Origin of the sequence: Acetobacter pasteurianus (genome assembly GCF_009914215.2) — a bacterium.
Lineage (GTDB): Bacteria > Pseudomonadota > Alphaproteobacteria > Acetobacterales > Acetobacteraceae > Acetobacter > Acetobacter pasteurianus.
On the sequence record NZ_CP039846.2, the window covers coordinates 216,523 to 228,940 of the forward strand.

The following is a 12,418-nucleotide window of genomic DNA, read 5'->3' on the forward strand; positions in this document are numbered from 1 at the left end:
CTATGCAGCCAGCATGGCCTTTACATCTCCTAAAAGCGCATCACGCGTGTAGGGTTTGTGCAAAACGGCCACGCCTTGAGGCAAAATACCCAGATCTGCATAGCCTGTTACAAACAACACTGGCAGTTCTGCCCGTTCAGCATGGATACGTTGTGCGGCCTCGCCCCCATTCATGCCGGGCATCATCACATCCATCACCACAAGGGCAATATCTGGCCTGTTGCGCACGGTTTCCACGGCTTCGGCGCCGCTGGCCGATTCCAGAACCTCGTATCCTGCACGACTTAGAAAGCCTGCCGTTACCGCCCGCACGCCCGGCTCATCATCCACCACCAGAATAGCGCGGCCCTGTGGTGTGGCAGCCAATGTGCGCATGTTGGCGGTGGCATTGCCAGAAGCACCTGCCGTTGGTGGAATGGATGCTGAAAGCTGCGCATCCATGGCCGGGAACCACAACTCTACAGAAGTGCCGCCACCCGGTGTGCTTTCCACCCGCACTTCACCGCCGCAATGGCTGATAAAGCCATAAATCATGGACAGGCCCAGCCCGGTGCCCTGCCCCATATCCTTGGTGGTGAAGAACGGATCAAAAATGCGGGCACGCATTTCTTCCGTCATGCCCACGCCTCTGTCCGAAACCTGCACAACCACCCACGCACCAGCGTGATCCTTGCCTACATGGCGGCCCAAAAGCCGTGCAACTTGCCGCACGGAAACACTGGTTTTACCGCCCTCCGGCTGTGCATCTATGGCGTTAATGCACAGGCTGAACACCGCCAGTTCAAGCTGCACGGGGTCTGTCCATACTGGTGGCAGAGGTTCTTCGGGCAGCACAAACTGCACGCTGCTAAAGCGCCCACTACCTTCTACCAAGGCGGAATCCAGCGCATCGCGGATATCTTCTGGCACCTTGCCCTGCTTCATAAAGCCCTGAAGGTTCTGGATGACATCCTGCACTTCCACCCGTTGGCACACCAAATGGCGCGGACGGCTGAAGTCCAGCAGTTTGCGCGTAAGTGTGCCCCCTCGGCGTGCGGCTTCCATGGCGTTTTGATACAGCCGTGCCACACCCGGCTCACGCGGAGGCTCCAGATCCTGCACCAGTTCCAGAGACCCCTGAATGGCGGTAAGCAGATTATTGAAATCATGCGCAATGCCGCCAGCCAATGTGCCAATGGCCTGCATTTTCTGGGCCTGTCGCAAGCGCTGTTCCAGCCCCAGCAGGTCTGTTACGTCCCGATCAATCAGGATGGAGTAATCAGACAAAAGGCCCGAGCGCACAGGGGCGTTGCGCAGGCTATCTAGCCGCACACGGGTAAGATCATGCCAGCGGTTTTGTCCATCAGGCCCCGGAAGCTGCAAAACCTGCTGATCCCGCCCGGATGTTTCCAGCGCCTGCTGCGCTTCTTCCAGACTTTCCTGCCGCGGGCCGTTTACCAGGTCCTCTTCTTTCTGGCCCAGACATTCGGCAACGCTGCGCCCGAATTCCCGCGCCATCTGCTGGTTCAGGCGGATAAAGCAGCCGTTCTGATCTTTGAACGCCAGCCCGAATGGCAGGTTTTCCAATAGCCCGCGTAGCAAAAGCTGCTCACATTCCAGTTCTTTTTCCAAAAAATAGCGTGCAGCAGCCTGCCCCACCATGGAAAGCAGTGTTTCATCATCCCACGGTTTGTACGCAAAAAAGGAAATCTGCCCCCGGTTCAGCGCGGCTTCTACTGCGGAGATATCGGCATATCCCGTGAGCAAAATGGCCCCCGCGCCGGAAATATCCCGCGCCTGCGCCAAAAAGACATCACCCGTCATGCCGGGCATACGCTGGTCCGAGATAATAACCGCTACATCCGGGTTTTCACGCAGCAACGCCAACCCCTGCTCTCCTGATGAGGCAGAAAGAACATGGTAGGCACCTTCTAGCAGGTCTGTCAGCGCAACCAGAATCTCCGGTTCGTCATCCACCACAAGCACGATGGGACGCTGTTTCAGGTCAGGCAACGTTATCACCGCGCCTCTCCTCTCCTGCTCTGTATGGCACGCGAAGGGTGAAACAGGCGCCCCCCAACGTGCTTGCATTGGTTACAACAACATTGCCGCCGTGGGCCTGCACAACACCGTATGCGGTGGCCAGCCCAAGCCCCGTACCAGACCCTACAGGTTTTGTGGTAAAAAACGGTTCAAAAACACGTTCCTGCAGCTCTTTGGGCACGCCCGGCCCAGTATCGCTTATCTGGATCACGTATTCTTCACCTTTTCCGTTTTCGGCTTGCTCCAAAAACGAGGTGATAAGGATACGATCTGCGTGTGAAAGCATGGGTTCGGAGTTCTGAATCGTCTCGCGCCGTTTGTCCAAAATGGCATCTGCGGCATTGCTTACAATATTCATGACCACCTGATTGACCAGCGCCGCCTGACACACCAGTTCCGGCGGGGCCTCCAGCTTGCAGGTGACTTCAATATCCTGCCCCAGTTTGGGGGCAAGCAATGTAAGCACCATACCTATGGCTTCGGGTACATCCAGGCGGCGGAACTCCCCTTCCTCCAGCCGGGAAAAACGGCGCAAACTGGCCACCAGATCCCGCATGCGTGAAAGACCGATAAGAGAGGCTGAAAGGCGCTCACTCCCTTTTTGCAATGCGGTTTCCGCCGTAACCAGATCTTGCGATCTGACAGCATGCAGCGCCTTGACCATACTGCGCTTAACCGTATTTTCATGCGCCAGAACAAACGCCAGCGGGTTGTTGAATTCGTGCGCGATACCGGCCGCCAACTCCCCTAACGATGCCATTTTGGCGGACTGCACCAGTTTGGCCTGCGCCTCTATCAATTTGCGGTTAGCGGCCGCCAGATCTGCATTCACGCGGCGCAGAGCATCGGCCAGCGCCATACGTGCACGGGCGCTTTCTATATGTGCTTCCTCGCGCCGAGCTTCATCTTGTAATGTCTTGCGCCGCACAAGGCTGCCAATACGGCTTACCAGCAAATCTACGGGTGTATCGGCATCCAGCAGATCATCTATCCCGGCATGAAATGCGCGTGCCACCTGTTCACCAGAAAGGCCGCCATGCTCCACCATGCCCATAATGCGTGTGCACTGGCGGCTGCGCCTGCGAAAAGCCGCTATGGTGCGGGCAAGTGCCAGGCCATCAAATGCCGGGCAAGCCAGATCCACCACCACACAATCCGGGCAGGCACGGCTGCTGGCAATACCAGAAAGGTCCAACTTTTCCGGGTCTTCCACCAGCAGGGCATCTTCCCCATTCTGTTGCAGAAGCTCCACCAGATAAGGCTGACCACCTCTGATCGGTTCAAAATCTGCGGGTTTCTGCCTATCGGACCACGCCCATAACACACCGCCCGGTGCTGTCATGATTACAATACGAGGTTGGCGAAACACCACGCCCTCACGCCCGGCAAGGTCTTCATCATATTCACGCAGCAGCGCACAAATACGGAAAACCAGCAAAAGCGGATTATCCGCCATGCTGAAGCAGCAATCTGCCCCGCGTTCCAGAATTTCGGCTTCCTGCCTACTGTTGGCCTCTGGCAACAACACCACAACCGGAATACCGCGCGTGGCTGCGTTTAACCGCAAACGCTGGCAAAGCTGGGTTGCTGGCATATCTGGCAAACGTGCGGGCACGACCAGAAGATCAGGCAAATCCTCATCAAACCCGGCAAAGGCGGAACGACCATCCGCCACGCTTTTTACACGCAACCCACGCGCCTGCAGCAAGGTTTCAAGGTGCGCCTGCCAAGCCGCGTCCACCCCGGCAAACAGGATGGAGCAGGAAAGAAAATCCATAATTTTACCGGCCACCGGCATAAAATCCGCTGACATGCCCTTCCGAGAGGTCAGTATAAAAAATGCACCCTACCAAAACTCTGCCCTCACACCCTCATCGCGAATGCGTTACCCGTATGAAAACATGTCTTGCATCCGTCATATGGCTATCCATTGGCATGCTTTACCCTGTGCCTGTATATACAGGGCAAGAATAGTCCGCCTGCGCGCTCTGTGGGTTGGATACAACACAACCATTCGGCCCCATTTACTGCCGGCAAGGAATACGACCTATGGACCCGCGCATGCCTCTTTCCTCCCAGTCTTCTGCTGCCTCCCGATCTGGCGCTTCTGGCTTTGCCCTTGTGCGCACGGCTATCTGGTCTGTCTGTTATTTTGCATTCTATTTTGTGCAACAGATTGCAGAACTGTTTGCCCCACTGCTGCTTATTGCAGGTGTGGCATGGGCCGCCCTGCCCGCGCTGGTTGGCGCACTTTCCAAATCAGCTGCATCGGCAGACCCGCAAGCGCGTGATGCCATTGCCAATGTGGCTTCCGCCATTCCGCATCATCTTGTTATTGCTGGGCACGATCTTACGGCAAGCGGCCTGATCTGGGACGGTATTATGCTGATGGCTCTGGCTGCCGCAGGCGCCACACTGGCAACATTGGCCGGGCGCAGCATGTAAAAGCTGCGCAAGCTCACCCTGACAAATTTAGGCGCGTCTTTTTCGTATCAGGTCTTAACCGGCCCGATGCAGACGCGCTGCCGCAGGCCATGCATGTACAATGGCATTCCACCAATGCCAGATGGCCACAAAGCCGATAACAGCCAGTAGAACGCTGACAATCCAGGCTATTTTCCAGAATTTTTCCGTTAAAATTAGCCCACGCACATCAAGCTGACGCGCCAATTGTGCTTTGGGCTGCGCAACATGTGCCGCTGCACTTTGAGCATAAGCCTGCGCCACTTCCGGCCTTACTTTGGGCATTCCCATAGGCCGAGGCGTGTTTGCAGCTCCCACTTGTGGTGCAGAAGGTGTGGCAGCGGGTGATGATGCCCTACGCAAAGGCTCAGAACGTTGGCCTGTTTGTGTAGCGGCTTCTTTTGGCTGCGGCGGTTCCGGTGCAGCTACGGGGCCAGAAGGCGCAAAAGGTTTTGTCGCCGATGACAGCGTTGGTTCAACATGCGGCTGCACATATGGCGGAGGTGTTTGCGTAACATGCACCTGCCGCACTGTTGTTGGCTGCGGCACTTCCGGCACGGGCTGCGGTGCAACTGGTTCTTCCGGCTCTGGCGCTGATGGCTGTTCGGGCTCAACTTCAGGTTCCGGTTCAACAGCAGGCGCGCTGGGCACTTCCGGCGCAGGTTCCGCTGGTGGTGGAACAGGCTGAGGTTCTGGCTGTGGCTGAACGGGGGCTGCTGGTGCTTGCGGTTCAACCGGCGCAGGCTCTTTCGGTGTTTCCTCCGCAACAGGTGCTGGAGCAGGCGCTTGTGGCGCCAAAGCTTCTGCTGAATGCAAAGGCCCCGAATCCAGTTTATCGGCAATGGGTGCTTCCGAAGATGCCGGAGCGGGAGCTACTTTTTCTTCTACCGTTTCTTCTGCCGCGCGGTGTGGTGCTGTTGCTTCTGGTGAAGCAGATTGCGGTCGAGCGTGTTCATGCTGCACCGGCTCCGCAACGGGTTCTGGCTGCGGTTGCGGGATCTGAACCCGCCATTTAACGCCACAGGCAGAGCATTTGAGCATTTGCCTTTTGGCAAGAAGAGCCTCTGGAACCTGATAGGCCACACCGCAGGAAGGACAGACGATCTTCATGAACACTCTCTTGATACAAGGCTGCCTTCCTCCCTGCGCCTGCTGCACGCAGATGCGAGGCTAAGGCATCGAACGGAAGAACAGATTTGGCATCTCCCTTAGCACAGGTATCACCCGTTCGCGCCAGACATCGCGCCAAAAAGATGGAACATACCGTTTATTAAGCAGTATGTTGTGTCTTTCAATCGACACTCCCCCTGCCTCTCGGTTACACTGCATACATGCAACAATTGCTCCGCTTTATGCCACTTCTGTCCTTTATGGTTCCAGCATGATCCGTCTGGAAAACGTTTCATGGCGGCGGGGCAAAAAGCAGAATACGCAGGTATTGTCCGATCTTTCCTTCTCTATCCCGCAAGGCGGATTCCGCTGGCTTCTTGGTCCATCGGGGGCTGGCAAAAGCAGCCTGTTAAGCCTGCTGCACCTTGAAACACTCCCCACAGAAGGGCGCATGCTGCTTTTGGGCAAGCCTGTTTCCAAGGCAGAAAAGCGTGCGCACTTTGTGCGCCTGCGGCAGAGAATCGGCATGGTGCATCAGGATTACAAACTTATTCCCGGCCTGAGTGTTGCGGATAATGTGGCCCTACCTTTGCGCCTGCAAAAACGCCCTGAAGATGAAATTCAGGATGAAATTCATGCCATTCTGAAATGGGTCGGTTTGGGTGAGCGCCTAAATGCTCCCGCAGCCAGCCTTTCTGGTGGGGAGCAGCAGCGTACAGCCATTGCGCGCGCCATTATCCACCGCCCCGGCCTGATTTTGGCGGATGAACCCACCAACGCGCTGGAAGAAAGCCAAGCCCACCGGCTGCTGGATATGTTTGCCGAACTGAGCGACATGGGCACCACCATGGTTGTGGCAACGCATAACGAAGCCCTGATCCGTAGGCTGGAACGCCCGGCCCTGTATCTGGAACGCGGCCGACTGGTGCAGGATGAAGGGGCAACGGTATGATGCCCTTTTCTGGCCGTAAGGATGGTCTTTCTGTTTCCGAAGCCCTGCCAGACCGCAGCCTGTTTACACTTGTGGCCATGATGAGCTTTTTGGCAGCCTTAACTCTTGCAGGCGCAACAGGTGCGCGTGCGCTTTCTGCCCGTTGGGCCGGAGGTGCGGCCCAACTTGTAACCGTGCAGGTGCCAGACCCGGATCAGCCCCTTACCCCTGCCAGCAAAAAAGAGCCCGCAGGCCCCACCCGAGCGGAAGCTGTTTTGGCAGATCTCAACACCCTGCCCCCCGGCTCGGTAATGCACCGTTTGGATAAAGAGGAACTGGCACGGCTTTTAGAGCCTTGGCTGGGTGAGGCTGATAATTCCGCCCTCCCTCTGCCAGCCATTATCCGCATTCGTTTGCCAGACAACGCACAGGTGCCCAATGATCTGGAGCAAACCCTTACCGCGCATGTGCCTGGCACCATTGTGGAGCATAACGCAAGCTGGGGAGAACGCCTGAAGGCACTGGCAAACAGCCTTTTGGCCTGCGCAGGTTTGGCGTTGCTTACTGTTGGTGGCATTGCCACACTTGTAACCGGCCTTGCCACACGTGCGGGCCTTTCAACCCGGCGCGATATTATTGAAATTCTGCACGGGCTGGGGGCATCCGATGGCTATATTGCAGGCCGCTTTGCATGGCGCACGGCTATGCTGGGGCTAGGCGGCAGCTTGGCTGGCACTGTTTTGGCCATGGTGCCTTTGCTGGTGCTGTTCAGAATGGCCGCGCCTTTTGCCAATATCTCGCTCCAGTCTGACACGCTGTTGCTGCCAGATTGGCAAACCCTGCAAAACATTATTCCAACAGATATGCTGGTTGCCTTTGCAGCACTGCCATTTGTTGCGGCCTTTATTTGCTGGATTACAACACAGAGCATGGTGCGCCTATGGCTGCGGCGGCTCCCATAATCCCTCAACGCAAGCCATCCGGGCCGCGCCCTTCTGGCCCGATCATGCTTTTTATACGGCTTTCATTCCGGCTGATCTTACTGGCCTGCTTTGCCTTTGCTGGTGGGTTTGGCTGGTTTGTAAACGATGCCCTGCGCCCACCGGGCTATTTGCCCCATGCCGATGGCATTGTTGCACTTACAGGTGGCGCAGGCCGCATTGATACATCGCTTAATCTGCTTGCGCGCAATCAGGGCGAGAAACTGCTGATTTCAGGAGTAGATACCCAAACTACACTGAGTGAGCTTTTACCGCCCACCGCCCCTCCGGCTTTGGCGGAGCGCATTACTCTGGGCTATCAGGCTCGCTCCACCATTGGCAACGCCACAGAAACAGCCGTTTGGGTTGCGGATAACCACATAACATCGCTTATCGTTGTAACCGCCAGTTACCACATGCGCCGCGCCTTGCTGGAACTCAGCCGCACCTTGCCAGATGTGACTCTGTATCCTTATCCGGTGTTGCCACCTGCCATGGAACACCCTTTGCGCCGTTCCTCTTTGCGGCTTCTGGCTTTGGAGTATCTTAAATGGCTGGGCGCGCTAGGGGGATTTACCTCTCCCAGCCTTAGCCGCGCCCTCCACTCCTGAAAAAGTTCAGCCTGCTTTTAGGTTTGCTGCATGGTGGCGCAAATGGTCAGCCACAAAGCTTTGCACAAACCAATAGGAATGATCATACCCAGCGTGCTGGCGTAGGTTCAGCTTTTGCCCAACCTGTTCCGCTGCCTGCTGCAGGTGCCAAGGCTGAAGTTCGCGTTGCAAAAACTGGTCAGCCTCACCTTGGTCAACCAGAATGGTATTGGGGTGTTTGTGGCCATCTTCTAACAAGCACACCGCATCATACGCGCGCCAAGCAGCCTGACCTGGCCCCAGATACGCAGTAAATACCTTTTTCCCCCACGGCACAGCCGCCGGATGCACTATGGGCGCAAAAGCGGATATGGATTTCCAGAATGTTGGTGCGCGCAAGCCATGTATCAGCGCCCCATGCCCACCCATGGAATGGCCCATAATGCCACGCCGTGCGCTATCTAATGGTAAGGCTTGCTCTACAATTTCTGGCAGTTCCTGCGCAATGTAACTGCCCATGCGGTAATGTTTGCTCCAAGGTTGCCGCGTGGCATCCAGATAAAAACCGGCACCCGTGCCTAAATCCCAATCCTTATCTTCTTCCGGCACACCGGCACCACGTGGTGATGTATCCGGCGCCACCAATGCCAGCCCCAAACGTGCTGCCTCTGCCAATGCTGTGGATTTGATAAGGAATGTTTCTTCCGTGCAGGTTAGGCCAGCCAGTGCATATACAACAGGCACCTTTTGCCCGGCACAGGCTGCTGGCGGCAGGAACACACCAAACCGGGCAGCAAGCGCAAGAGTATGAGAAAAATGCTCGTAAAACTGTATCTTGCCACCGTGGCACAGATGCTCTTCACGCAGCTTCAAGCCGGTTGGTTGTGTTGTCATCTCCACCCTCCTGATCCCTTCAAAAATCCGCAATCACGCTGAAAAATATGAAATAAATATATGTATTGTTAAGAAACTCCTTTTTTCGTGCCATGTTGATATAGGTTCAGGCAAGAACGCTTTTCTGACACGCGGAGATTTATGAATGATTGTTGACCAAAGGGTCGGGCTACGCATTATCGGGAAAGAAATTCTAGGTGTTATCCTGCTGATGGCAGGGTGGGATTTAATTGTAGTTGTGCTTTTTCAGGTGTTCCATCAGGAGTGGATGGAACAGCCCAGCCTGCCGGTTTCTCTTATCGGCTCTGCACTTGCATTGTTTATGGGGTTCCGCAGCAACAGCGCCTATGCCCGCTGGTGGGAAGCCCGCACATTGTGGGGGGCCATTACCAACAACTGCCGCTCCTTTGGCCGACAGGCTGGCACATTGCTGGGAGACCGGCATGATCTGATGTACGCCATTGCCGCCTACCCCCATGCCCTGCGCATGGCTTTGGGAAAGGAAGATGCTTCGGCCGATATTCAGCGCCTGCTGCCACCTTATATGCAGGATGCCATTGTTAATTACCGGAACAAGCCCAACGCCATTTTGTATCAGATTGGGCTGGGTGTTACGGAGGAAGTGAATAAAAAGGGCATTGATGGCGCAGTGCACGGGCAGATTGACCGCATTTTGTCCGATATCGCCAACGCTCAAGGTGGGTTGGAACGTATTCGCAACACACCTTTGCCCATGCAGTTTTCGGCTTTGCCACGCACATTGGTGAACATCTTTTGCATCGTACTGCCCCTTTCCATGGTGCAGACGCTGGAATGGATTACCCCACTGGGGTCATCACTAGTGGGGTGTCTGTTTTTGGTGCTGGATAAAAGTGCGAATGACCTGCAGGAACCTTTTTCTGGCACACCGCACGCGCTACCCATGGCAACAATGGCACGAAATATTGAAATTGATGTCACCCAGCCTACCGGAGACCCAACAGCCCCACCACTTGGCGCTGTAAACGGCGTACAATACTGAATAGCAGAACCGCAGTTTTCTCTTTTACAAGACAACGCTGCGGTTTTATGCTACAAGCTATCGCTATGAACACGTTCAGAGCACCTCCTAAAGGCGGCGTGACAGACGCCATGGCACGCACCGCTGCAGCTGCTACGGCAGCCCAGGCAAAAACAAAAGTAAAGGATGAAGATCCTTTTGAGGAAGGCGATGCCATTGTCTATGCCGCCCATGGCGTGGGGCGGGTAGACCGGATAGGGGTTGATGAAATTGCCGGAACGAAGCTGGAAGTGATCCAGATTTCCTTCCCCGGCAACCAGATGACACTGCGCATCCCGCTCAGCAAGGCCCGTAAGGCTGGCCTGCGCAAAATTGTCTCGCGCGAGATTGTGGATAAGGCCATGGCCATTATCAAGGGCAAGCCGCATGTCAGTAAAGGCATGTGGGCCCGGCGCGCCGTAGCTTATCAGGAAAAAATCAACTCGGGTGATCTGGTCCAGATTGCTGAAGTGCTGCGTGATCTACGCCGCAATGTTGATAGTTTGGATGGCAGCTTTAGCGAACGCAAGCTGTTTGAAGCTGCACAGGAACGTTTTGTGGCCGAAGTGGCCGTTTTGGAAAATAAAGACCCGACTGAAGTTCTGGAATCCCTGACAGCAGTTATGAAAGCTGCCTGAACCTTTTATATTCCGTTACTTTATACATTCAGGTTCATCGCCCGGCATGATACACTATCGTGTCGGGTTTTTTCTTGCCTCCGCATATCCTGCCTTATGTTATTCATTCATCTGTTTTGAACGATACTTAATGCCATCATGAATACTCCTGCTGCTTCTGCCCCTCCCCTGCCCGATCAACTGACGTTGCGGCGCGCACGTGCAGAAATTATTATGGGCCATTTCAATGAAATGCGTGCTGTTCTGGAGCCGTTCAGCACCAGCGAGAATGATCTGGCCAAAACCCTTTACGCCTATTGCCTTGCCGGAATTGGCCAGCCAGAAGAAGCCGCAGAAATTCTGTGTGATATTGCCTCCCGCCATGCGGGCACGGAACATCCATTACAGGCACTGAGTGACCTGATGGCGGAGCTGAATAAACGCCCTCTGGCAGAAGCCACTTGCCGTGCTGCTCTTAAGCGAACACCGCAGGATGCCCGTATCTATGAGATTCTGGGCAATCTGCTGGTGCAATATGGGCAGTTTGATGAAGCCATTAGCCTGCTACACCAAGCCATTACACTGCGGCCTAACAGCATGCACTCCCACAACCTGTTGGCGATGGCTCTGCTTGAAAAAGGCTGTTTTGATGAATCCTTGGAACATCTGCAAAGTGTTTTGGAAACGCAGCCAGATCATGCCGGCACGCTCTCCAACATCGGATGTATACTGGCAGGAAAAGGGCGGTTAGATGAAGCACTGGATTACTATCGCCGGGCTATCTCCCTCCGCCCTACGGAACCGCAAATCCGCCTAAACCACTCCATCACGCTGCTTAAAGCCGGGCGTTATGCACAGGGTTGGGCAGAACATGAATGGCGCCTGCGCCTGCCCGGCCATACCAGCCTACCGCCAAGCACTCTTATGCCTTCGCTTGGGCCGAATACGGATATTCGGGGCAAGCGTATTCTGATTACGCAGGAAGAAGGGCTTGGCGATACCTTAATGTATCTGCGTTATATCAAGCCACTTTCAGATCGGGGGGCCATTCCCCATCTATGGGTGCCTGAAACGCTCGGCGAACTTTCCAAGCGAGTTATTGGCGCACAAATTGTGCAGGTTGGCGGCACCACACCACCGTTTGATTGGCACTGCCCGTTTATTAGCCTGCCGCGCGTTTTTTCTGCTACGCCGGATGCCATGGGCGCACCTGTGCCCTATTTGCGCGCAGACACCCTAAAAGTGCGCGAACTGGCACAGTTCCTGCCTGAAAATGATAATCTGAATGTGGGGCTGGTATGGGGTGGTGCACCACGGCCCAATACCATTTCCGCCCATATTGTAGATCGCAGGCGTTCTTTAAACCTGCATACGCTCTCACCCTTGGGAAATGTAGAAGGCGTCAATCTCATCAGCTTGCAAAAAGGCCCCTATGCCGAGCAGATGAATGACCCACCACCCAACATGGTGCTGTACGACCCCACACACCACTTCCACAATATGGATGATACCGCAGCATTCATCATGTCTCTTGATGTGGTGGTTACGGTAGATACCTCTGTGGTGCATCTGGCTGGTGGCTTGGGCAAACCGGTTTTGCTGATGGACCGGTATGATAACTGCTGGCGCTGGCTGAACGGGCGCACAGATAGCCCGTGGTACCCCACCTTGCAGATTATCCGCCAAACAACCCCGCGGAAGTGGGATGATGTGGTAGAACGTGTTGCCGAGGTTTTAACCATTCTGGCACAGCACAAGAAATAATTCTTAAT

Annotated in this window: 11 protein-coding genes; 7 read left to right on the top strand and 4 right to left on the bottom strand. The window is 55.2% G+C overall.

Annotated features, from left to right (window positions below; translation table 11 throughout):
- Together FCN51_RS14225 and FCN51_RS14230 are read right to left on the bottom strand one after the other, a co-directional pair.
- Entirely contained in the window at window positions 1–2,001 is a 2,001-nt protein-coding gene (locus FCN51_RS14225; protein WP_012812803.1) for a response regulator, read from the bottom strand.
- Window positions 1,985–3,835, bottom strand: a complete 1,851-nt coding sequence (locus tag FCN51_RS14230) for an ATP-binding protein (protein ID WP_003628149.1) — start codon at window positions 3,833–3,835, stop codon at window positions 1,985–1,987. Before FCN51_RS14230 ends, FCN51_RS14225 begins: the two co-directional genes overlap by 17 nt.
- Window positions 3,836–4,071: 236 nt before the next feature.
- Between FCN51_RS14230 and FCN51_RS14235 the strand changes: the two genes are divergently transcribed.
- Window positions 4,072–4,467, top strand: a complete 396-nt coding sequence (locus FCN51_RS14235) for a hypothetical protein (RefSeq protein WP_012812802.1) — start codon at window positions 4,072–4,074, stop codon at window positions 4,465–4,467.
- A 54-nt stretch (window positions 4,468–4,521) separates the two neighbouring features.
- Here the strand turns inward: FCN51_RS14235 and FCN51_RS14240 are convergent, their stop codons facing one another.
- Window positions 4,522–5,643: a zinc-ribbon domain-containing protein gene (locus FCN51_RS14240; RefSeq protein WP_160256231.1), complete on the bottom strand. Its 1,122-nt coding sequence runs from the start codon at window positions 5,641–5,643 to the stop codon at window positions 4,522–4,524.
- 121 nt (window positions 5,644–5,764) lie between these two features.
- On the opposite strand from FCN51_RS14240, the gene FCN51_RS14245 reads away from it, so the two are divergent.
- The 3 genes from FCN51_RS14245 to FCN51_RS14255 are packed head-to-tail and all read left to right on the top strand — an operon-like array spanning window position 5,765 to window position 8,117.
- The gene (locus FCN51_RS14245; RefSeq protein WP_003628152.1) at window positions 5,765–6,547 is read left to right on the top strand and encodes a cell division ATP-binding protein FtsE; all 783 of its coding nucleotides are present in this window, start codon (window positions 5,765–5,767) and stop codon (window positions 6,545–6,547) included.
- On the top strand, window positions 6,544–7,488 hold the full coding sequence (locus FCN51_RS14250) for a cell division protein FtsX (protein WP_160256232.1): 945 nt from the start codon (window positions 6,544–6,546) through the stop codon (window positions 7,486–7,488). Before FCN51_RS14245 ends, FCN51_RS14250 begins: the two co-directional genes overlap by 4 nt.
- 44 nt (window positions 7,489–7,532) lie before the next feature.
- Window positions 7,533–8,117: a YdcF family protein gene (locus FCN51_RS14255; protein ID WP_160256233.1), complete on the top strand. Its 585-nt coding sequence runs from the start codon at window positions 7,533–7,535 to the stop codon at window positions 8,115–8,117.
- A 6-nt stretch (window positions 8,118–8,123) separates the two neighbouring features.
- Here FCN51_RS14255 and fghA read toward each other — a convergent pair whose 3' ends face one another.
- Complete coding sequence (fghA, locus tag FCN51_RS14260; protein ID WP_160256234.1) at window positions 8,124–8,990, bottom strand: S-formylglutathione hydrolase; 867 nt, start codon at window positions 8,988–8,990, stop codon at window positions 8,124–8,126.
- Between the two features lie 145 nt (window positions 8,991–9,135).
- Here fghA and FCN51_RS14265 point away from each other — a divergent pair, with 145 nt between their 5' ends.
- The 3 genes from FCN51_RS14265 to FCN51_RS14275 all read left to right on the top strand — a co-directional run bounded on the left by FCN51_RS14265 (window position 9,136) and on the right by FCN51_RS14275 (window position 12,410).
- Window positions 9,136–10,011 carry a bestrophin family protein gene (locus FCN51_RS14265; protein WP_003622863.1) on the top strand — a complete coding sequence of 292 codons (876 nt, stop codon included), beginning with the start codon at window positions 9,136–9,138 and terminating at the stop codon, window positions 10,009–10,011.
- A gap of 65 nt (window positions 10,012–10,076) precedes the next feature.
- Window positions 10,077–10,667, top strand: a complete 591-nt coding sequence (locus FCN51_RS14270; RefSeq protein ID WP_003622862.1) for a CarD family transcriptional regulator — start codon at window positions 10,077–10,079, stop codon at window positions 10,665–10,667.
- A 138-nt stretch (window positions 10,668–10,805) separates the two neighbouring features.
- Window positions 10,806–12,410, top strand: coding sequence for a tetratricopeptide repeat protein (locus FCN51_RS14275; RefSeq protein ID WP_160256235.1), 1,605 nt, complete (start codon window positions 10,806–10,808; stop codon window positions 12,408–12,410).
- Window positions 12,411–12,418 lie beyond the last annotated feature (8 nt).